A 19,832-nucleotide genomic window follows, 5' to 3' on the forward strand; every position below is an offset into this window, starting at 1 on the left:
GTTAGCTGCGCTGGGTGCGTGCCAGCGCGAAGCACAACAAACGCGCATAGAGCCGCTCCGGCAATCCTGATGGCGCATGCAATTGCATGCGCCGGATCGCCTCGTCATCCCGGGGACTGTTGGCAGTGAACGCCGCGAGGATGGTGCGCAGTTTCGCGGGCACGCTTGCCGTATTCGCTTTCAGCCACCCCAGCGCCAGCACCAGTCGCTGCTCGACTGGGGTGAAGTCGCTGCCCAGCGGATAATCGGGCAGGGTGCCATCGATGCGGGACGGGGCCAGCGCATCACGCACGGACTGCGCGGTGTTGCGCCGCCAGCGGCCTGGTGCAGTGAAATCCGCGCGCAGCTTGCGGCTGCGAATCGCCTCTTGCAGCAGCCCTCCTTGCGCAGAGGCATCGGAGATCGCGGCCATCGCGAGCACGCAATCCTCGTCCACCTTCCCGCGTAGATCGGCGATGCCGTATTCGCTGATGTAAACATCGCGCAGATGGCGTGGAATCGTGGTGTGTCCGTAGTTCCAGCGAACGTTCGATGCCGGCTTGCCATGCTCGTCGCGGGTGGCGCGCAACAACAACACCGAACGTGCATCGGGCAGCGCATGCGCCATCGCCACGAAGTTGTACTGGCCGCCCACGCCGGATACCACGCGCCCATCCGCCAGCCCGTCGGAGACCGCCGCCCCCAGCGCCGTGGCCATCATGCAGGTGTTGAAGAAGCGCGCGTCGCGGCGTTGCAAGCGTTCCAGCGTCTCGTTGCCGCCGTACAGTTCATTGACTTCGCTAACCCGGCGCATGCCGATGCCGCGGCGGGTGGCATCGTCCAGTGTGTGCAGCCAATCGTAGAAGTCCGGTGAACCGAGGTAGAAGGCGCCATGCAGGAATTCGCCTTCGCGTTCGATGCGCTGTCGGTCGGCATGATCCGCGGTGCCGTCGGCGTCGCGCCGCATCAATGCTTCGTCGTCCACCACCTTGCGACGCATGACGCCGGTCTGTACCAGCTTGCGGAAACCTTCGTTGATCATCTCGCTGCAGCCGTACAGGCCGTGCTCGAACGGGCCGAGCCCGCCGCTGGCGATCACCGCGGGGTGCGATTCGATCGCCGGGTCGAGCGCATGCAGTACGCGGCGGTAGGCGGCGTTGTCGGCATGGCGCAGCACCAGCGCATGGCACAGCGCATCCGACAAGGCGCCGATGCCGATCTGCAGGGTGCCGCCATCGCGCACCAGTGCGCTGGCATACAGGCCGATGGCATGTTCGGTATCGCCCACTGGTTCACGCGGCAGCGCGAACAATCGCGGATACGGCGGTGGCGGCTGCACCACGATGTCGAACCAGCCGGCATCGACCTCGGCCACGCCGCCCAGCCAGGGCAGGTGCGGATCGATTTCCGCCACCAGCAGCGGGCGTGGCAGGCCATGGGCGACGATGGCATCGACCGCGTCGAAGGTGAGGTCAGTGTTCGACGACAGCGACAGCCGGCGGCCGTCGGCATTCGCCGCCACTTTCTGCACGATGCAGTTCACCCCGCGGTCAGCCAGCGCACGGGCGACATGCGTGTAGTTCAGGCTGGCGTAGCGGCGTTGTGCCTGGGTCGAGCCCAGCAGCGCGCCGGACTGCAAGTAGAACTCCTCGACTTCGACATGCGCCGGCAATTCGTCGCGTTTCTGCGCGGCCACATGGGCAAGGCGCGGGAAATCGTCACCGTACAGGCGCTGCACGAAAGGCTCGAGGAAGCGGCGCTCCAGATCGCTCTTGCCATGCGGCGGATCCAGCGACAGCGCCGTGTACAGGTGCAGCGGCCGCGACGGATCGCCTGCGACGCGCGCGTACAACGCATTCAACAACCGATGCGGCTTGCCCAGCCCCAGTGGCGCACCGATCCGCAGCGGTCCGTCAATGCGGGCGAGCAGGTCATCGATGGAGGCATCGAGCGACGCGTGGCGAAGGGGCATGGTCATGGCGGCATGGTCGGTGGTGGCGCGTTAAGCATCGCTGATCCCGATGCGCCCGGCGACTCCCGGCCGCAGGCATGCTTGACATCTTTGATTACAGATGTAATCTCGAAAAAAATTACGGATGTAAACGATGCAGATCAGCGAGGCGGAGTCGGTCGTGATGGACGTGTTGTGGCGCAGGCATCCGCTCGGCGCCGAAGACGTGGTGGCCGAGTTGGCGGACAGCCGCCACTGGCAGGAAGCCACCATCAAGACCTTGCTCAACCGCCTGCTCAACAAGGGCGCGATCGCGGCGCAGCGCGAGGGCCGTCGCTACCTGTATTCGCCGCTGCTCAAGCGCGAGGCGTGGGTGCTGGAGGAAAGCCGGGGCCTGCTGGATCGCCTGTTCGATGGCCGGGTGGCGCCGCTGGTCGCGCACTTCAGCGAACAGCGCAAGCTGAGCCGCAAGGACATCGCGGAGCTGCGCAAGTTGCTGGAGGAGCTAGACGATGGACAGCGCTGAACTGTATCCATGGCTGGTGGAAGCGACCCTTACCACGAGCGCGGCGATGCTAGCCGTGCTGGCGTTGCGGAAACCGCTGCGTGCCGCCTTCGGCGCGGGTGTGTGTCGCGTGGCATGGAGCGCGGTTCCCGTCGCCTTGCTCGCCATCTTGCTGCCGGTGGTCGAAGCGGATGTGCCGACGGCACCGCTTGCCGTGATCCGCGCGCCGATCCGGATGCTGGCTGCAGAGGTTCCGCGCGGTACGATGCCGGGCATCGCCACGTCGGCCTGCATCGCATGGGCTTGCGGGTGCGCGATGTTCGCGGTGTTCCTGGCTTGGCAACAACGTCGCTTCGTGCGTGGGCTGGGCAAGCTGCTGGATCGAGGCGATGGCGTGCTGCTGGCAGAAGCGGTTGCGGGCCTGCCCGCCGTGATCGGGGTATGGAGGCCGCGCATCGTGATGCCGGCCGATGTGCTGTCCTGTCCCGCTACGACACCACCGAACGCGGCTTGATGCTGATCCACGAGCGTGAGCACATCGCGCGCGGCGATCTGCTGGCGAATGCCTGCGTTGCGGTTTTGCGTTGCCTGTTCTGGTTCAACCCGCTCGTGCATTTCGCCGCGCGCAGGTTCTGCGATGACCAGGAACTGGCGTGCGATGAACGCGTGATCGCACGCCACCCGCGATCCCGCCGTGCTTATGGCGAGGCCATGCTCAAGACGCAGATCGCAACCTCGGTGCTTCCGCTGGGTTGCCACTGGGGCCAGCCCCATCCACTCAAGGAGAGAATCGAAATGCTCAAGCAACCGCTTCCTTCGCTCCTGCGCCGCATGAGTGGCCGCGCGCTGGTGTTCGCGATCTTGTTGGCTTGCGGGTATGCCGCATGGGTGGCTCAGCCGGCCACGTCGCCATCCGAGAACCTGGCATCGCAAAGCGCCGTCACGATGAGCGGTAGCCAGATGAGCATGCGTGATGTGATTGCCAAACTCGCTCGCGAACACGGCATGACCGTGAGCGGGCTGGCGTTGGTTCCAGCAGGCAAAAGCATATCGTTCGGGCTTGATGGCGTTCCGCTGGAGGCCGTGCTGGAGTTGCTGGGAGATGAAGCCGGGTTGGATGCTCGAGTGGATGGCAAGACGATAGAGTTCTCGCGCAAGCCCGGCCGCGCAATGGTCGAGCCATCGCACATGCTACCGCCCATCTACCCCGTTGGCGTCTTGAAGCAAGGCGTTTCCGGCACCGTGGTGCTCGTTGTCGACGTCGCCGAAGACGGCAGTGTATTCGCTGCGAAAGTCGATCGTTCGGCAGGCAACGAAAGCCTCGATGCGGCGGCGCTGGATGCGGTGAAGCAATGGAAATTCAAGCCGGCGATGCAAAGCGGAAAGCACGTGGTTTCGCAGGTGCGTGTGCCGATTACCTTCAATCCAGAAGATGACCCGGACGCTGGGCAGGCGCCGCCACGTCCCGGGTCGGTCAAGACCGCCGGTGCGGGCCACCAGGGAAGCTACAACCGGATGCCGCATGCATGAGCGAACGCTGGGAACAGCCGGCGGCGCCTGCCGAAGCGTGCTGATACCGGCAAGGACGCGTGGCGCACACTGGTGGCGGCGCGTTGCACTGCTGGCGGCCGCCGGGGCGCTTGGCGGTTGCGCGTCACCGGCGCACAAGGCGGAACCACACGCGATCTACGCCGCCGATGGTGCGGTCAGTGCGGCAATCGTCGATGTGCTATCGGAGCAGCGTTACCAGGTCGTGGCCGGCACTTCGTACTTGCAACCGATCCCACGCCGCGCCAACGCCAAGCCCGAGTATCCGGCGGCGTTGCTGGATCGCCAGTTGCCACCGCTCGAGGTGGTGGTGCGGATCGTGGTGGGCGGCAAGGGTACGGTCGATCGCGCCTGGTTGCTTGATGGCGGGGGCGGTGAACAAGCATTCGCCGATGCCGTGCTACGGGCCGTGCAGGACTGGACTTTCGTGCCGTTGATGCAGGTGACGGGGGACAAGGCCGAGCCGTTGCCGTTTACCCAGGACTACCGCATCACTTTCAGGCAAGTAAACGGTCGTGCGATCGTGGATTCGGGCAGCCTGCACTGATCCGCAGGCGAGCGATGGTATTTTCGCTGCGGCCGGCAACATCGAGCAGGGGCCGTCGTGTAGGGGTGCGGCGGCAGGGAAGGATTGGATATCAACGCGGTTGCTGAAACCATCGCGCCAGCTGCGATCCCGCCAGCATGGCGATGACGAACGCCATCGCCTCGCCGCCGTGGGCCAGGTTGGCCAGCCCCGGGCCGGGACAGTAGCCGGCAATGCCCCAGCCAATGCCGAACAGCGCGCTGCCACCCAGCAAGCGCCGGTCGATGCCGGTTGCAGGTGGCGCGGGCAAGGCCTCGCCGCAGGCGCAATCGCCACGCCTGCGTGCGAATGCGAAGCCCGGGATCGACACCAGCAGCGCACCGCCCATCACCAGCGCCAGCGATGGATCCCAGCGACCAGTGACGTCGAGGAAGTTCAGCACCTTGTCGGGATCGGTCATGCCCGAGATCGCAAGCCCGAGTCCGAACAACGCACCGGCCAACAATGCGATGACGATGCGCTTCATGGCAGCACCGCCAGTAGATGGCGCAGCACGTAGGCGGTGGCGATGCCACTGCCCATGAACGTGATCACCGCGATCAACGAACGCTTCGAAAAACGCGCAAGTCCGCAGATGCCATGACCACTGGTACAGCCGTTGCCAATGCGCGTGCCAAAGCCGACCAGAACACCGGCCAGCAGCAGCCAGCCCAGCGGGAAACCCGTGCGCGGTGCGATGCCGTTGCCCGCGAACCACAGGCCTGCCGCCGCGATGAGGCCGAGCAGGAAAGCGGTGCGCCAGCCGCGCTGCGCGGGCTGTTCGATGGCGTTGTTGAGGATGCCGCTGATCCCTGCGATGCGGCCGATGCCGGCGTACAGCAAGGTGGCGGCAAGTCCGATCAGTGCGCCGCCCAGCAGCGCGGAAACCGGCGTGAACTCGGTCGGCATGGCCTCAGATCCGGTCGACCGGCAGCTTGAGGTAGCGGGTGCCGTTGTCTTCGGGCTCCGGCAATGCGCCAGCACGAAGATTGACCTGCACCGCGGGCAGGATCAGCGCCGGCATCGCCAGGGAGGCATCGCGCGCTTCGCGCATCGTGACGAACGCCGCTTCATCGATGCCGTTGCGCACATGGATATTCGCGCGCTTCTGTTCGCCGATGCTGGTTTCGCAGGCCACCTCGCGCCCACCGGGACCGTAGTCGTGGCAGATGAAGACACGGGTCGCATCCGGTAGCGCGAACAACTTGTGGATCGAACGGTACAGCGTGGCGGCATCGCCACCGGGAAAATCGCAGCGCGCGGTGCCGCCATCGGGCATGAACAGCGAGTCGCCGGTGAACAGCGCATCGCCGATCAGGTAGGCATTGCTGTCGCTGGTGTGGCCGGGAGCCGCGATCACGCGTGCGTGGAGCGGGCCGATGTCGAAGTCTTCGCCATCGACGAACAAATGATCGAATTGCGAGCCGTCGACGGGGAAGTGTTCGCCCAGGTTGAAGATCGGGCGGAAAGCCTTCTGAACGCTGCGGATGCCGACCCCTATCGCCAGCATCGCCTGCGGCCAATGCGTGGTTTTCAGCCAATGCGCGGCGCTGAGATGGTCGGCATGCGCATGGGTTTCGAGCAGCCAGCGGACGTGCAGTCCATGCGTCGCAACGTAATCGACGATGGCCTGTGCGGACGCGGTCGAAGTGCGCGCGGACTTGGCATCGAAATCCAGTACCGGATCGATGATGACGGCATCTGCCGCGTCATCGGTATGCACCACATAGCTCCACGTGTTGCTGTCAGCGTGGAAGAACGGGCGCACCACCGGGTTCATGGCGACGCTGGGTTAGCCGATGGTTTCGTTCAGCAGCTGCGCCAGCCGCCATGCCGCCTGGCGGATGCGTTGTTCGGCCAGCGGGCGCATCGCGTCCAGGTAGGCATCGTCCATCGTGTGCTTGTCGTCGGGCGGATAGATGCCGCGCGCGTCGATCAGCCGGCAGGATTCGCCCGCCCAGGCCAGCGGCATGACGTCGTATTTCGACGGCGCGGGGTACGGCGGCCACGGCAGCGCGTCCAGCTTGTTCGAATACGCCCTCAGGCCCAGCCCGCGGTCCGCCAGGATGTAGTAATCCCACACCGAATGCAGGTTGGTCCCCATCACGCCGTCCACGTACTTGGCGCGGGCGTAGGCTTCCGGCTCGATCGGCGTGCGCAGGCTGACCTGGAAGCCGTTGCCACCGCTGTCGGTGCGGTTGCCCGCGTGCATCGGTTGGTGCACGTCGCCGACCAGGTGGACGATGAATTTCAGCGCATCGCGGCGCGCTTCGATCGGTTGGCTGCGGTCGGCCAGGATCGCGCGCTGCTTTTCGATGGCACCCACGACGCAGGCGCCGTCCGGACAGTCGCGGGCCAGGTCGAAGCCACAGCCGCCGCCCTTGGCGTTGATGTAATGCCAGCGTGAGGTGGCCTTGAAGCGCTCAGGATCGGTGTTGCGCAAGGTGTCGGCCCAGTTGGCCACGCCGGCCAGGGTGGGGTCGGCTTCGCCGGCCAGCAAGAGTGCGACTTCGGCCCTGGCCTTCGGATCCAGGTGCCGTGCGGCCAACTCACCGACCATGCTGTGGCCCAAGGCGCCCCAGGCGCCCGCGGGGGCGGCCACGAGCAGGGTCAAGAATGCGACGGACAGCAAGGACAGGGCTTTACGCATGGGATTGGGCGAACTCCGGGGCAAGCGGCTAAAATAGCCGACTTTCCCCACCCCCGTTTGACAGGATTCCCATGGCGATCAAGGTTGGCATCAACGGTTTCGGCCGCATCGGGCGTTGCGTGTTTCGCGCGGCGGTGCAGAATTTCGGCGACGACATCGAGATCGTCGGCATCAACGACCTGCTGGAGCCGGACTACCTGGCCTACATGCTGCGCTTCGACTCGGTCCACGGCCGCTTCCAGGGCGACGTGAAGGTCGAGAACGGCAACCTGGTGGTCAACGGCAAGACTATCCGCCTGACCGCGGAGCGCGACCCGGCCAACCTGAAGTGGGACGAAGTCGGTGCCGACGTGGTGCTGGAGTCCACCGGTATTTTCCTGACCAAGGAAGGCGCGCAGAAGCACATCGACGCGGGTGCGAAGAAGGTGATCATGTCGGCGCCGTCCAAGGACGACACGCCGATGTTCGTGCACGGCGTGAACTGCGGCAGCTATGCCGGCCAGCCGATCATCAGCAACGCCAGCTGCACGACCAACTGCCTGGCCCCGCTGGCCAAGGTGCTGGACGACAAGTGGGGTATCAAGCGCGGCCTGATGACCACCGTACACGCCGCCACGGCGACCCAGAAGACGGTGGACAGCCCGTCCAACAAGGATTGGCGCGGTGGCCGCGGCATCCTGGAAAACATCATTCCGTCCAGTACCGGCGCAGCGAAGGCCGTGGGCGTGGTGCTGCCGCAGCTCAAGGGCAAGCTGACCGGCATGGCCTTCCGCGTGCCGACCAGCGACGTCTCCGTGGTCGACCTGACCGTGGAACTGGTGAAGCCGGCCACGTACGCCGAGATCTGCGCGGAAATGAAGGCGCAGTCCGAGGGCGCGTTGAAGGGCATCCTGGGCTATACCGAGGACAAGGTGGTCGCAACCGACTTCCGCGGCGACGCACGCACCAGCATCTTCGATGCCGAAGCCGGCATCGCCCTGGACGACAACTTCGTCAAGCTGGTCAGCTGGTACGACAACGAATGGGGCTACAGCAACAAGTGCCTGGAAATGGTCAAGGTAGTCGCCGCCAAGTAAGCAGTGCTGCGTTCTGCCTGGATGCCGAAGCCCCGCCAGTGCGGGGTTTCGTTTTGTGCGCGGGAGCATGTCAAATTCACGAGTGGCGGGGTAGCGTAGTGCCATGACGTCAGCCAACCCGCGCGCGCAGTGGAGCCTGCGCAACCAGTTGACTAGTGTGCTGTTGCTGGCGGCCTTGCTGCCGGCGCTGGTGTTCGGCATTGCGCTGTTGTGGAACCAGTGGCAGCGCGACCAGGACGATCTGCGCTTGAGGCTGGGTTCAACGCGCAACTGAGTGCGAACGCCATCGACGACTTCCTGCAGGGGCAATTGTCCGGCGTGGAGTTGCTCGCCGATGGGGCGATGCGGGGCGGACAGCCGCTTGACGTCGAGCTGGGGAAACTGCTGCGCGCCTATCCGGCGATGTTGCGTACGTTGGCGACCGACCGACAGGGAAGGATCATCGCGGCACGAGCCGCCAATGGGCGTCCCGTGCCGCTGGCTGTGGAACTCGTCGCGGATCGCGAATGGTTCCGCGCACCACGCGACAGTGGCCTGCCGCATGTGTCCGATGCCTATCGCGCACGGATCTACGGCAACGAAGCGTTGGTCGCGGTTTCCGCACCCATGCTGCGCGACGGCAGTTTCGATGGCGTGCTGCAGGCGTCGATCCCGATCCAGCGCTACATCCGCACGCGTTCGGATAATCTGCGCCGGCGAGGATTCGAGCTGTTGTTGCTGGATCGCCAGAACAATGTCGTGCACGCCAGCGAAGGGTTGCGTTGGCGTTTCCTGGATGGAGCGGGAAGCTTGGGCGCCGAGATCCGCCATGGCGCGGTACAGCCCGGCGATACCGGGGCCATGCGCAGCATGGTCGGGTTGCTGCGGGATGGCGACAAGGTCTATCTCAGCGCGGTGGCGATGCGTACAGGCTGGGTCGTGGCGGTGGTTGCGCCGCAGCAACGACTGCTTGCACTGGCCATGCCGCGCCTGGGCCTGCTGTTGGGTTTGTTGGCGGTCACCACGCTGGGTGTGCTGATTGCGTTATGGCGCATGCGCAAGCTGTTGGCGGCAAGCATGGGGCGATTGCTGGCGAGCCTACACGGTTACGCATTGGGCGGAACCTTGGATCCTGCGCAACTCACGCGCATGCCAGAGGAGTTGCAGCCATTGGCCGGCGGTATCGGCGATCTGGCAGCGCGCATGAATGCCGCCTTCGACGAGCTGCGGCAGGTGCTCGAGCAGCGTGAACAGGTGATCGCCGAACGCACCGAATCCTTGCGCCAGGCGGTCAACGACCTCGATCGCCTGAGCCGTACCGACGCGCTGACCGGTAGCTTGAACTACCGCGGTTTCCTCGAAGCCGCCGATACGATGTGGCGGCAGGCGCGCGCCTCTGGCAAGCCGCTGTCGGTGCTTGCGCTGGATATCGATTTCTTCAAGCGCTACAACGACCTCTACGGCCATGCCGAAGGCGACGGCGCGCTGCGCCGCTTCGCGGGTGCAGTGCGTAGCGCGCTGTTGCATGCGGACGATGTGCTGGCGCGCCCGGGTGGCGAGGAGTTCATCGTGTTCCTGCCGGGCAGCACGCTGGAGCAGGCGACGCAGGTCGGCCAGCGGGTTTGCGAGCGCGTGCGCAGCGCCGACATCGTGCATGCCGCGTCGCCGGAAGGGCGGATGACGGTGAGTGTCGGCATCGCCAGCATGCAGCCCGATGACGATGACGATGACGATGACTCCGAAAGCATGCTGCGCCGTGCCGATGCAGCGTTGTATCGGGCCAAGGCTGCAGGCCGCAACCGCGTCAGCGGCTGAGGGCACGCGTCCCGCCTTGCAAAACCCGGAGTCATCGCCGAGGCTGCGGCAACAGCCGTGCGAGGGGCGGGGATGGAAGGCGCGATTGGATTGTTGGTGTTGACGGTACTGGCGGTGCCGGTGTTGTTGATCATCGCCCTGGTCTCGATCTCCGGCCTGAAGCGGCGCGTCGCCGATCTGGAAACGCAGGTCGGGAGGTTGCAGCACCAGGCCACCGCGCAACCCGTGCGCGCGCCGGAAGCGAGGCCGCATGAGCCGACCCTCGGCGAGTGGATGCAGCAAACCACGCCTGGCGCGTCGCCTGGACCCATGCCTGCCGCCCAACCGGCACCGCCACCCGTGCGCTCGCCGGCGACGCCAGCGGTCGCGCCGGCACTACGCGCGGCAGAATCCGCATCGTCCACCCAGGTCCCACCACCACCGCGGCACAAGCCTGCGAAGCCGGCGCGCCCGGACTTCGTGACTACCGCGATCCGCGCAGTGCAACGCTGGTTCACCGTGGGCAACGTGCCGGTGAAGATCGGCATGCTGGTGCTGTTCGCGGGCGTGGCCGCCTTGCTCAAGTACGGTGCCGACCAGGGTTGGTTCACCTTGCCGCCGGAACTGCGGCTGGCTGGCATCGCGGCAGCCGCGCTGGGCGCGCTGGTGTTCGCCTGGCGCAAGCGCCAGAGCAATCGCGTGTTCGCGTTGAGCCTGCAAGGTGGCGCGATCGGTGTGTTGCTGCTGGTGGTGTTTGCGGCATTCAAGATCTTCGGATTGATTCCGGCCGGTGCGGCGTTCGCGCTGAGCATCGTGTTGGTGGCGGGTGCCGGCGTGCTGGCGGTGGTGCAGGATGCCAAGGCGCTGGCCGTGTTCGCGCTGCTCGCGGGGTTCCTGGCGCCGATCTGGCTGTCCACCGGCAGTGGCAATCATGTCGCGCTGTTCTCGTACTATGCGGTGCTGAACGCCGCCATCGTCGGCATCGCCTGGTACAAGTCCTGGCGACTGCTCAACCTGCTGGGCTTCGCGTTCACCTTCGGCATCGGCATCGTCTGGGGCGTGCTGGATTACTCGCCAGCGAAATATGCCGGCACGCAGCCGTTCCTTGCGCTGTTCTTCGCGTTCTATTTGCTGATTCCCTTGTTGTTCGCACGGCGTCAACCGGCAGGGCGGCGCGATTTCATCGATGGCTGCCTGATCTTCGGCATGCCGCTTGTGGCGTTCTCGCTGCAGGCCGGTTTGATGGAAGGCAGGCGCATGCCGCTGGCGTTCTGTGCGCTGGGCCTGGGCGTGCTGTATGCCGCGCTGGCGTGGTGGCTGCGCCGGCGCAAGGATTACGAAGTGCTGACCCAGTCCTATGCCTTGTTGGCGGTTGGCTTCGCCACATTGGCGGTGCCGCTGGCGCTGTCGGCGCAGGCGACGGCAAGCGTGTTCGCGCTGGAAGGCGCGGCATTGGCCTGGCTGGGATTGCGCCAGCAGCGGAGCTTGCCGCAATTCGCGGGCCTGGGCCTGCAGCTTGCAGCCGCAGCGGCATATGCCATCGGTCTGCAGAGCACATCGGCCTTGCCGACGTACGACGACACAATGTTCGCCAACGCCGTCTTCATGGGTGCGCTGTTGATTGCGTTGGCGGGTTTCGCCAGCGCCTGGGCATACCGGCAGCGGGCGGGCAACGACGAGCAACGCAACCACATCTCGCTGCTGTATTACGGCTGGGGTCTGGCCTGGTGGGTCGGCAACGGCATCCGTGAGATCGGCATCTACCTTGGCGGCGACAGCGCGCCGCCCATCTTGCTGATATTCGCCGCACTGACCGGTTGGCTGGCGGCGGAAGTGCATCGGCGCCGCCCGGCGGGTGCGTTGGCATGGACGTCGCTGGCGGCATTGGCCACCGCCGTGCCGTTGGCCTTGTTGCAAAGCGCGACCCATGGGCAGCCATTCGCCGGCTATGGCGTGGTGGCGTGGCCGATCTACGCCGCGCTGGGCCTACGCAGCCTGCTATGCCTGCGCGCGGGCGAGCATCGGTTGGCGGGCGCCGCGCAGTTCACCTGGTGGCTGGTCTGGCCGCTGGTGGCCAGCCTGCTGCTGGGCTGGTTGCCGGAACGGATCGGCGGCATGGGCGATGGCTGGAAGACCGGCCTGGCCGCGCTGCCGTGGTTGCTGGTGGCGGCGCTGGCCCTGTTCCGCTGGCGCTGGCTGTCGATGCCGCTGGGCGAGCGTTTCGATGGCTGGCGAGAACGCCTGTTGTCGACGGTGTTCGTGCTGCTGGGACTGTGGTGGATCGCATCGTTGTTCGAAGCGGGTGCCGCCACGCCGCTGCCGTGGTTGCCCGTGCTCAACCCGATCGAACTTGCGCAGCTGGCCGCACTGGCGCTGGCTTTGCGCTGGCAGCTGGGCGACGCCCGCACGCTGTCGCCGCGCCGGATCGTGCTGCTGTCAGCGCTCGCCTTCGTCTGGATCACCTCGGTGGTGTTGCATGCCGTGCATCACTGGGGCGGCGTGCCGTGGAGCGATACGTTGCTGTCCACCAGCCTGGCGCAGACCAGCCTCACCGTGACCTGGAGCGTGCTGGGCGTGCTGGGCTGGGTGATCGGCTCGAAGCGCGGCCAGCGCATGCTGTGGCTGGCCGGCGCGGTGCTGATGGGCGTGGTGCTGGCCAAGCTGGTCTTCGTGGATCGACAGCACCTGGGCAACCTGCTCGGCATCGGTTCGTTCATCGCCTATGGCCTGCTGTGCACGGCCGTGGGTTATTTCGCACCGGCACCGCCGCGCACGCCGGTAGAGGAAGGCGAGGCATCGGGAGAGCCTGCATGAAACGCATCGGGAAAAATCGGTTCTTCCTGTTCGCGATGACGATGTCACTGGCGGCATCGGCCGTCGTGCCGGCCGACTACGCGACGCAATGGCCGCTCACGTTGGGGCGCGATGACGGCGGCGCGTACCGGGTCGTGCTCGATGCCTCGGTCTATCGCCAGACCCAGGATCCGCAACTGCGCGACCTTGTCGTGCTCGATCACGATTCCGCCGCGGTTCCTGCCGCATTGTTCGCGCCGCAGGATGCGTTGGCCAAGCCCGCCGCGCGCATCGCGGTGCCGTGGTTCGCGCTGCCGGCCGTGCGAAACGATGGTGGGGCGCAAGGTTGGGAGCTGGTCAGCCAGGTCGATGCCGATGGCCGCCTGCGTCGCGTGGAAGCGCGCATCACCGACGAGGCCGCCACGGCCTTGGCGCGCACGGCACTGCTGGTCGACATCAGCCGCGTGCGCGAGGCGATCGTCGCGCTGGAGCTGCAATGGCAGCCACTCGATGCGCTCGATCTCGGCTATCGCGTCGAGGCGAGCGACGACCTCGAGCATTGGCAGCCGCTTGCCACGCGCGGCCGCATGGTCGATCTGCAGCGCGACGGGCGGCGCCTTCTGCATCGACGCATCGAACTGTACGGGTTGCTTCCGCAATATCAGAAGGCCCGCTACCTGCGGCTCACTCCCGATCGAAGCGATCAACCCGTTGCGATCACCGGTGTGCTCGCCGAATTGGCCGTCGCGCGCACGGCGGTCGCGCCGGAATGGATCGAACTTGCCGGGCGGCGTGCCGATGCCGGCAGCGACGTCGCCTTCGAGTTCGAACTCGATGGCCGTTTCCCGGTGCAGCTGGCCGACGTGACGCTGACCGGCAACCATGCCGTGGAGTGGCGGCTTGAAAGCCGCGACGATGGCGATGTGCCATGGCGGCTGCGCACCGGGCCGTGGATGGCCTATCGCGTGGATGCCGCAGGCGTCGGCGGCAGTTCGCCGGCACAGGCGTTGGGCGGCAATGTGCGTGATCGTTATTGGCGGCTGCATGCGAACACGGCGGTGGCCGAAGCACCGAAGCTTCGTCTGGGCTACCGGCCGGAAACCGTGGTGTTCCTCGCCCAGGGGTCGGCACCTTACGCGCTAGCGGCGGGCAGCGCCCGCGCACACCGTACCGACGCGCCGGTCCCGCAACTCGTGGCCGAACTGCGCCGCCTGCACGGCGAGGAATGGCAGCCATCGCCTGCCTACCTGGGCACGGCCAAGCCGTTGGCCGGCGAGGCGGCGCTGAAGCCCGCCTACGACTGGAAGTCTTGGCTGCTGTGGGCGGTGCTGGTGCTGGGTGCACTGGTGGTGGCCGGCTTCGCCTTCAGCCTGCTGCGCGGCAAGTCGACCGGCTGAGCCGGTTTGCGGCGGCCGCGCGTGGCCGGGACAATAGCGTCTTTCCCCTGCAGGAATACCCATGTCCATCGTCCGCATGACCGACCTCGACCTTGCCGGCAAGCGCGTGCTGATTCGCCAGGATCTCAACGTGCCGGTCGCCGATGGCAAGGTCACGTCCGACCAGCGCATCACTGCTTCCCTCCCGACCATCAAGCTGGCACTGGAAAAGGGCGCGGCGGTGATGGTGACGTCGCACCTCGGTCGGCCCAAGGAAGGCACCTGGACGGAAACCGATTCGCTGGCGCCGGTTGCCGCGCGGTTGTCGGAGTTGCTCGGTTTTGAAGTGCCGCTGCTGCGCGATTACCTCGATGGCGTGGACGTCAGGCCGGGCCAGCTGGTGCTGCTGGAGAACTGCCGAATGAATGTCGGCGAGGGCAAGGACGATGAAGCCCTGTCGAAGCAGTACGCCGCGCTGTGCGACGTGTTCGTGATGGACGCCTTCGGCACCGCGCACCGCGCGCAGGCGTCGACCCATGGCGCGATCCGTTTTGCCAAGGTTGCCGCCGGCGGCCCGCTGCTGATGGCCGAGCTCGACGCACTCGACAAGGCACTCGCCAGCCCGGCCCGTCCGCTGCTCGCCATCGTTGCAGGTTCGAAGGTTTCGACCAAGCTGGAACTGCTGTCCTCGCTGGTGGGCAAGGTCGATCAGTTGATCGTCGGCGGTGGCATCGCCAATACCTTCATCGCCGCGATGGGCCATGGCGTCGGTAAGTCGCTGGTGGAAATGGATCTCATCGGCACTGCCAAGCAGATCATGGCCGATGCCAAGGCGCGCGGCGCAGATATTCCGCTGCCGAGCGACGTGGTGGTCGCCCCGGCCTTCGCCGCCGATGCGCCGGCCACGATCAAGCGCATCGACGAAGTCGGCGCGGATGACATGATCCTCGACATCGGTCCGCAGACTGCGCAGGCCTATGCAGCATTGATCGCCAAGGCAGGAACAGTGGTCTGGAACGGCCCGGTCGGCGTGTTCGAATTCGACGCCTTCGGCCACGGCACCGAAGCGGTGGCGCGCGCCATTGCCGCATCGCCCGCGTTCTCCATCGCCGGCGGCGGCGACACGCTGGCGGCGGTGGACAAGTACGGCATCGAGGACGAAGTCTCCTACATCTCCACCGGCGGCGGTGCATTCCTCGAGTTCCTGGAAGGCAAGGAACTGCCTGCCGTGGCGGCATTGAAGGCGCGCGGCGACTGAAGTCGATTGCAGCGGCCGCGGCGTCGTTTGCGGTCGTTGTGCTGTGCTAGCGTGCGGGCAACAGGAGCCTGCATACATGACACAGCCTCACCACCGCCGCACCCGCATCGTCGCCACCCTTGGCCCGGCGACAGATTCACCCGAAGTGCTTGAAGCGGTGTTGCGCGCGGGGGTGGACGTCGTTCGTCTGAATTTCTCGCATGGCGATCCGTCCGCGCAGGTCGCGCGTGGTGATGCGGTGCGTGCGATGGCCGCGAAGATAGGCCGCGAGGTCGGCATCCTCGCCGACCTGCCAGGGCCGAAGATCCGCGTCGAGACGTTCGCGGCAGGCAAGGTGCAGCTCAAAGCCGGCAATCGTTTTGATCTCGTCGCCAGTCTCGATGCACCGCCCGGCGATGAAACCCAGGTGGGCGTGAGTTATCTCGAATTGACCGGCGACGTGAAGCCGGGCGACGTGTTGCTGCTCGATGACGGCATCGTGCAATTGCAGGTCGACGCGGTGCAGGGCGAGCGTATCGTCACCACCGTGCTCAACGACTGCGTGCTGTCCAACCGCAAGGGGCTGAACAAGCAAGGTGGCGGCCTGTCGCTGGGCGCGATCACCGAAAAGGACCGCGAGTTGATCGCGATCGCCGCCGGAATGGACGTGGATTTCATCGCGGTTTCGTTCTGCCGCAATGCAGAGGACATGCATGAAGCGCGTCGGGTGGCGAAGGCGCACGGCAGCAGCGCGGCGCTGGTGTCGAAGATCGAGCGTGCCGAAGCCATCGAGAACCTGGTCGAGATCGTCGATGCCAGCGACGTGGTGATGGTGGCGCGTGGCGACCTTGGCGTGGAAATCGGCGATGCCGAGTTGCCCGGCTTGCAGAAGAAGATCATCCGCGAGGCGGTGGCGCAGGAGAAGGTGGTGATCACCGCGACGCAGATGCTGCAGTCGATGGTCGACAGCCCGATCCCGACCCGTGCCGAAGTGCTGGACGTGGCCAATGCGGTGATCGACGGTACCGATGCGGTGATGCTCTCGCAGGAAAGTGCCGCCGGCAGTTGGCCGGTGAAGGCGGTCGAAGCGATGGCGCGGATCTGCATGGGTGCAGAGAAGCAGTTCGTCGCCGATACCGATTTCGAACAGGCGCAGCGCGGCTTGGAACGCGCCGACCAGGCCATCGCGATGGCCACCATGTTCCTGTCCGAACACATCGGCGTGCGCGGCGTGGTGGCGATGACCGAGTCCGGCGGTACCGCGCGCTTCCTCTCGCGCTTCCGCTCGGCTGTACCGATCTTCGCTTTCTCCCGGCACGCGCCGGCGCGCCGCAAGATGGCGCTGATGCGCGACGTGTTCCCGATGGATTACGACAGCCGCGGCCAGACCCCGCGCGAAGCCGCCCGCGGTGGCGTGGAGCTGCTGGTGAAAGCCGGGTTGCTGCAGCCCGGCGATCGCATCGTGTTCACCAGCGGTGAGCACATGGAGACCCGCGGCGCGACCAATACCTTGCGCCTGCTGCAGGTTGGGGCGGATGGACGGGCGGAGGGGCTGGGGGAGCTGTAAATACCTGATTGACTACGATTTCACGGCCCCAGCGGGCGGCTATAATTGCGGATCACCACCGCCACAGCCTGCAGGAACCCCATGAGCATCGAACAACTCGCCGAAACCGCCCGTGCCATGGTCGCCCCGGGCAAGGGCATCATCGCCATCGATGAGTCTGGCGCCACCTGCGCCAAGCGTTTCGCCGGCGTCGGCATCGAGAATACCGAAGAAAACCGCCGCGCCTACCGCGAGCTTTTGCTGACCGCGCCGAACGCCAACCAGTACCTGTCCGGCGCGATCCTGTTCGACGAAACCATCCGCCAGTCCACCAAGTCCGGCATCCCGTTCGCCAAGTACATGCTGGACAACGGCATGATTCCGGGCATCAAGGTCGACAAGGGCACGCACGCGCTGGCCGGCTTCCCCGGTGAAGTCGTGACCGAGGGCCTGGACGGCCTGCGCGAGCGCCTGGCCGAGTACTACAAGCTCGGCGCCCGCTTCGCCAAGTGGCGTGCGGTGATCAATATCGGCGAGGACATCCCGTCCGGCACCTGCATCGAGGCCAACAGCCATGCGCTGGCGCGCTATGCGGCGCTGTGCCAGGAGCAGGGCCTGGTGCCGATGGTGGAGCCGGAGGTCATCATGGACGGCGACCACGACATCGAGACCTGCTACGAAGTCACCGAAGTCGTGCTGCGTTCGCTGTTCGACGCGCTGTACAACCAGAACGTGATGCTGGAAGGCACCATCCTGAAGGCCTCGATGGTCGTTCCCGGCAAGGATTGCGAGGAACAGGCCAGCGTCGAGGAAGTGGCCGAAGCCACCCTGATGTGCCTGAAGTCCGCGGTGCCGGCGATCCTGCCGGGCATCGTGTTCCTGTCCGGCGGCCAGAGCGATGAAGCGGCCACCGCGCACCTCGATGCGATGAATCGGATGGGCCCGAACCCGTGGCCGCTGAGCTTCAGCTACGGCCGCGCGATGCAGCAGGCCGCGCTCAAGTCATGGTCGCAGGACATGGTCGGCAATTACGCCAAGGCGCAGCAGACCGTGTTCGAGCGCGCCAAGGCCAATGGCCTGGCGGCGCTGGGGCAGTGGGAAGGGTAAGCGTGACGGTACATTGATCGAACGAAACGCCGGCATTGGGCCGGCGTTTCGCGTTTGGACGGCAGGCGCAGTCCGTCGGGCGTAAGCTGCCGGCATGATCATCCTGCCGCCGCCACCCAGTCAGCGTCGCAAGCCGGATCGCCAGCAGGTGCAGGAAGCCGCGGCGGGTGCCGGCCTGATCCTGCCGGACGTGGCGGTGCTGGCCTTGCAACAGGGCCGCGTGATCGAGGCGATCAAGCTGATTCGTGGTGCCAATCCCGGGTTGGACTTGACGCGCGCAAAACAGGTGATGCAGCGGATGCAGGCGCAGGCACATTCCGCTGTCGCTGAGGCGGGGGTGCGTTCCATCGGCGGCAGCAAGCCGTCGTTGCAATTGCACTCGCGTCGGCCACCGACGGTGGCGATGGGCGATCCGCCTGGCCAGCTGCGCTGGCTGTTGCTGGTGGTGGCGCTGCTTGTGGCAGCGGTGTGGATCGGCTTCGGCGGCGCGATCTGATCGATGGCGTAACGCACGCATGCGGCATCGGTTGACGCTGTTCATGCGTTGATCCGCCCCAGCCGATGGCACACGGGCTTGACGCCACCGGCAGCTAGAATCGCGTATCCCCGCGACGAGCCCCATCGATGACACCGAGCTTCCGCCGTTCCCTGTTTCCGTGCCTGTTGCTGGCCATGCTGCTGTCGGCGTGCGGCAAGGATGAGGCCGCCAAGCAGGGTGGCCCTGGCGGTCGTGGTGGCGGCCCGGTGCCGGTGGTGGTTGAAACCGTACGCATGCAGGATTGGACGGACGCATTGCGCGCGCTGGGCACGGTGCACGCGCGCGAGGCGGTGACCGTCACCGCCAAGGTCAGCGAGACCGTGCAGCAGGTGCATTTCGACAGCGGCCAGCAGGTCGCGCGCGGTGCGCCGCTGGTGACGCTCAGCGGCCAGCAACAGCTGGCCTCGCTGGCCTCCGCCGAGGCCACCGCAAAAGAAGCCGAGCAGTTGTACAAGCGGCAGGAACAACTGGCGAACCAGCAACTGGTCGCGCGCGCCTCGCTCGACGCGCAGCGCGCCACCCGCGACGCCGCGCGCGCGCAGGTCGCGCAGATCCGCGCCAACCTGTCCGACCGGGTGATCCGTGCGCCGTTCGCCGGCGTGCTCGGCATTCGCCAGGTCAGCCCGGGCGCGCTGGTCACCCCGGGCACGATGATCGCCACGCTGGACGACATTTCGCGCGTCTATGTCGACTTCCCGGTGCCGGAGACCGAGCTGGCCGAGGTCGCGCCGGGGCAGGCGCTGAGCGGCCGCGTCGGCACCTATGGCGATCGCGTGTTCAACGGCACTGTCGATACCGTGTCCGCGCGGCTCGACACCGCCTCGCGCGCGGCCACCGTGCGCGGCGATTTCCCGAATCCGGAGCGCGCGCTGAGACCGGGCATGTTGGTCGAAGTCAGCGTGGCGCGCGGCACCCGGCCCGCATTGGTGGTGCCGGAAATCGCGGTGCAGCAGATCGGCAGCGAGACCTTCGTGTGGCGGGTGAAGGCCGACGACACGGTGGAGAAGGCGAATGTGGTGGTCGGTGGTCGCGTGCCGGGCAAGGTCATGCTCACCGGCGGCGTGCAGGTCGGCGAGCGCATCGTCACCGAAGGCGTCGGCAAGCTGCAGGCCGGGGCGAAGATCGCCGCAGGCAAGGCCGATGTCGCACCCGCGACCGGCGCGACAAACATGCCGTCGAAGAGCTAAG

The 19,832-nt window shown here is 66.3% G+C and carries 19 protein-coding genes; 14 read left to right on the forward strand and 5 right to left on the reverse strand.

Annotated features, from left to right (window positions below):
• Position 1: 1 nt before the first annotated feature.
• Positions 2 to 1,951, reverse strand: a complete 1,950-nt coding sequence (locus tag G7079_RS03745) for an acetyl-CoA hydrolase/transferase C-terminal domain-containing protein (RefSeq protein ID WP_166057823.1) — start codon at positions 1,949 to 1,951, stop codon at positions 2 to 4.
• A 133-nt stretch (positions 1,952 to 2,084) separates the two neighbouring features.
• Here G7079_RS03745 and G7079_RS03750 point away from each other — a divergent pair, with 133 nt between their 5' ends.
• The 4 genes from G7079_RS03750 to G7079_RS03765 are packed head-to-tail and all read left to right on the forward strand — an operon-like array spanning position 2,085 to position 4,530.
• Entirely contained in the window at positions 2,085 to 2,456 is a 372-nt protein-coding gene (locus tag G7079_RS03750; RefSeq protein ID WP_166055694.1) for a BlaI/MecI/CopY family transcriptional regulator, read from the forward strand.
• Entirely contained in the window at positions 2,443 to 2,949 is a 507-nt protein-coding gene (locus G7079_RS03755) for a M56 family metallopeptidase (RefSeq protein ID WP_166055696.1), read from the forward strand. Before G7079_RS03750 ends, G7079_RS03755 begins: the two co-directional genes overlap by 14 nt.
• Complete coding sequence (locus G7079_RS13465) at positions 2,949 to 3,965, forward strand: TonB family protein (RefSeq protein ID WP_166055698.1); 1,017 nt, start codon at positions 2,949 to 2,951, stop codon at positions 3,963 to 3,965. Before G7079_RS03755 ends, G7079_RS13465 begins: the two co-directional genes overlap by 1 nt.
• A complete protein-coding gene (locus tag G7079_RS03765) occupies positions 3,958 to 4,530 on the forward strand; it encodes a TonB family protein (protein WP_166055700.1) in 573 nt (190 codons plus the stop codon). The genes G7079_RS13465 and G7079_RS03765 overlap by 8 nt, the downstream gene beginning before the upstream one ends.
• A 91-nt stretch (positions 4,531 to 4,621) precedes the next feature.
• On the opposite strand, the gene G7079_RS03770 is transcribed toward G7079_RS03765, so the two are convergent.
• From G7079_RS03770 to G7079_RS03785, 4 genes are read right to left on the reverse strand one after another with little or no spacing between them, the layout of a single operon-like run.
• Positions 4,622 to 5,035: a DUF6691 family protein gene (locus G7079_RS03770; RefSeq protein WP_166055702.1), complete on the reverse strand. Its 414-nt coding sequence runs from the start codon at positions 5,033 to 5,035 to the stop codon at positions 4,622 to 4,624.
• Complete coding sequence (locus tag G7079_RS03775) at positions 5,032 to 5,532, reverse strand: YeeE/YedE family protein (protein WP_240906233.1); 501 nt, start codon at positions 5,530 to 5,532, stop codon at positions 5,032 to 5,034. Before G7079_RS03775 ends, G7079_RS03770 begins: the two co-directional genes overlap by 4 nt.
• The gene (locus tag G7079_RS03780; RefSeq protein ID WP_166055704.1) at positions 5,462 to 6,328 is read right to left on the reverse strand and encodes an MBL fold metallo-hydrolase; all 867 of its coding nucleotides are present in this window, start codon (positions 6,326 to 6,328) and stop codon (positions 5,462 to 5,464) included. The genes G7079_RS03775 and G7079_RS03780 overlap by 71 nt, the downstream gene beginning before the upstream one ends.
• Positions 6,329 to 6,340: 12 nt before the next feature.
• Positions 6,341 to 7,198: a S1/P1 nuclease gene (locus tag G7079_RS03785; RefSeq protein ID WP_166055706.1), complete on the reverse strand. Its 858-nt coding sequence runs from the start codon at positions 7,196 to 7,198 to the stop codon at positions 6,341 to 6,343.
• A 71-nt stretch (positions 7,199 to 7,269) separates the two neighbouring features.
• Between G7079_RS03785 and gap the strand changes: the two genes are divergently transcribed.
• From gap to G7079_RS03835, 10 genes are all read left to right on the forward strand, one after another.
• Positions 7,270 to 8,274 carry a type I glyceraldehyde-3-phosphate dehydrogenase gene (gene gap, locus G7079_RS03790; protein ID WP_166055708.1) on the forward strand — a complete coding sequence of 335 codons (1,005 nt, stop codon included), beginning with the start codon at positions 7,270 to 7,272 and terminating at the stop codon, positions 8,272 to 8,274.
• 103 nt (positions 8,275 to 8,377) lie between these two features.
• Positions 8,378 to 8,548 carry a hypothetical protein gene (locus G7079_RS03795; RefSeq protein WP_166055710.1) on the forward strand — a complete coding sequence of 57 codons (171 nt, stop codon included), beginning with the start codon at positions 8,378 to 8,380 and terminating at the stop codon, positions 8,546 to 8,548.
• The gene (locus G7079_RS03800) at positions 8,494 to 10,068 is read left to right on the forward strand and encodes a sensor domain-containing diguanylate cyclase (RefSeq protein WP_166055712.1); all 1,575 of its coding nucleotides are present in this window, start codon (positions 8,494 to 8,496) and stop codon (positions 10,066 to 10,068) included. Before G7079_RS03795 ends, G7079_RS03800 begins: the two co-directional genes overlap by 55 nt.
• Positions 10,069 to 10,140: 72 nt before the next feature.
• Positions 10,141 to 12,861: a DUF2339 domain-containing protein gene (locus tag G7079_RS03805; RefSeq protein ID WP_166055714.1), complete on the forward strand. Its 2,721-nt coding sequence runs from the start codon at positions 10,141 to 10,143 to the stop codon at positions 12,859 to 12,861.
• On the forward strand, positions 12,858 to 14,237 hold the full coding sequence (locus tag G7079_RS03810) for a DUF3999 domain-containing protein (protein ID WP_166055716.1): 1,380 nt from the start codon (positions 12,858 to 12,860) through the stop codon (positions 14,235 to 14,237). Before G7079_RS03805 ends, G7079_RS03810 begins: the two co-directional genes overlap by 4 nt.
• Before the next feature lie 61 nt (positions 14,238 to 14,298).
• The gene (locus tag G7079_RS03815) at positions 14,299 to 15,474 is read left to right on the forward strand and encodes a phosphoglycerate kinase (protein WP_166055718.1); all 1,176 of its coding nucleotides are present in this window, start codon (positions 14,299 to 14,301) and stop codon (positions 15,472 to 15,474) included.
• 76 nt (positions 15,475 to 15,550) lie between these two features.
• On the forward strand, positions 15,551 to 17,020 hold the full coding sequence (gene pyk / locus G7079_RS03820; protein WP_166055721.1) for a pyruvate kinase: 1,470 nt from the start codon (positions 15,551 to 15,553) through the stop codon (positions 17,018 to 17,020).
• Between the two features lie 81 nt (positions 17,021 to 17,101).
• Positions 17,102 to 18,106 carry a class I fructose-bisphosphate aldolase gene (locus tag G7079_RS03825; RefSeq protein WP_166055723.1) on the forward strand — a complete coding sequence of 335 codons (1,005 nt, stop codon included), beginning with the start codon at positions 17,102 to 17,104 and terminating at the stop codon, positions 18,104 to 18,106.
• A gap of 94 nt (positions 18,107 to 18,200) precedes the next feature.
• Positions 18,201 to 18,602 carry a hypothetical protein gene (locus tag G7079_RS03830; protein ID WP_166055726.1) on the forward strand — a complete coding sequence of 134 codons (402 nt, stop codon included), beginning with the start codon at positions 18,201 to 18,203 and terminating at the stop codon, positions 18,600 to 18,602.
• A 128-nt stretch (positions 18,603 to 18,730) separates the two neighbouring features.
• Positions 18,731 to 19,831: an efflux RND transporter periplasmic adaptor subunit gene (locus G7079_RS03835; RefSeq protein ID WP_166055728.1), complete on the forward strand. Its 1,101-nt coding sequence runs from the start codon at positions 18,731 to 18,733 to the stop codon at positions 19,829 to 19,831.
• Position 19,832 lies beyond the last annotated feature (1 nt).

Source organism: Thermomonas sp. HDW16 (genome assembly GCF_011302915.1).
In the GTDB taxonomy this organism is placed as follows: domain Bacteria; phylum Pseudomonadota; class Gammaproteobacteria; order Xanthomonadales; family Xanthomonadaceae; genus Thermomonas.

What these genes read in the sequence shown, in the direction of transcription:
- G7079_RS03745 (WP_166057823.1), bottom strand. Translation starts at nt 1,951, where the DNA reads ATGCCCCTTCGCCACGCGTCGCTCGATGCCTCCATCGATGACCTGCTC.
- G7079_RS03750 (WP_166055694.1), top strand. Translation starts at nt 2,085, where the DNA reads ATGCAGATCAGCGAGGCGGAGTCGGTCGTGATGGACGTGTTGTGGCGC.
- G7079_RS03755 (WP_166055696.1), top strand. Translation starts at nt 2,443, where the DNA reads ATGGACAGCGCTGAACTGTATCCATGGCTGGTGGAAGCGACCCTTACC.
- G7079_RS13465 (WP_166055698.1), top strand. Translation starts at nt 2,949, where the DNA reads ATGCTGATCCACGAGCGTGAGCACATCGCGCGCGGCGATCTGCTGGCG.
- G7079_RS03765 (WP_166055700.1), top strand. Translation starts at nt 3,958, where the DNA reads ATGCATGAGCGAACGCTGGGAACAGCCGGCGGCGCCTGCCGAAGCGTG.
- G7079_RS03770 (WP_166055702.1), bottom strand. Translation starts at nt 5,035, where the DNA reads ATGAAGCGCATCGTCATCGCATTGTTGGCCGGTGCGTTGTTCGGACTC.
- G7079_RS03780 (WP_166055704.1), bottom strand. Translation starts at nt 6,328, where the DNA reads ATGAACCCGGTGGTGCGCCCGTTCTTCCACGCTGACAGCAACACGTGG.
- G7079_RS03785 (WP_166055706.1), bottom strand. Translation starts at nt 7,198, where the DNA reads ATGCGTAAAGCCCTGTCCTTGCTGTCCGTCGCATTCTTGACCCTGCTC.
- gap (WP_166055708.1), top strand. Translation starts at nt 7,270, where the DNA reads ATGGCGATCAAGGTTGGCATCAACGGTTTCGGCCGCATCGGGCGTTGC.
- G7079_RS03795 (WP_166055710.1), top strand. Translation starts at nt 8,378, where the DNA reads ATGACGTCAGCCAACCCGCGCGCGCAGTGGAGCCTGCGCAACCAGTTG.
- G7079_RS03805 (WP_166055714.1), top strand. Translation starts at nt 10,141, where the DNA reads ATGGAAGGCGCGATTGGATTGTTGGTGTTGACGGTACTGGCGGTGCCG.
- G7079_RS03810 (WP_166055716.1), top strand. Translation starts at nt 12,858, where the DNA reads ATGAAACGCATCGGGAAAAATCGGTTCTTCCTGTTCGCGATGACGATG.
- G7079_RS03815 (WP_166055718.1), top strand. Translation starts at nt 14,299, where the DNA reads ATGTCCATCGTCCGCATGACCGACCTCGACCTTGCCGGCAAGCGCGTG.
- pyk (WP_166055721.1), top strand. Translation starts at nt 15,551, where the DNA reads ATGACACAGCCTCACCACCGCCGCACCCGCATCGTCGCCACCCTTGGC.
- G7079_RS03825 (WP_166055723.1), top strand. Translation starts at nt 17,102, where the DNA reads ATGAGCATCGAACAACTCGCCGAAACCGCCCGTGCCATGGTCGCCCCG.
- G7079_RS03830 (WP_166055726.1), top strand. Translation starts at nt 18,201, where the DNA reads ATGATCATCCTGCCGCCGCCACCCAGTCAGCGTCGCAAGCCGGATCGC.
- G7079_RS03835 (WP_166055728.1), top strand. Translation starts at nt 18,731, where the DNA reads ATGACACCGAGCTTCCGCCGTTCCCTGTTTCCGTGCCTGTTGCTGGCC.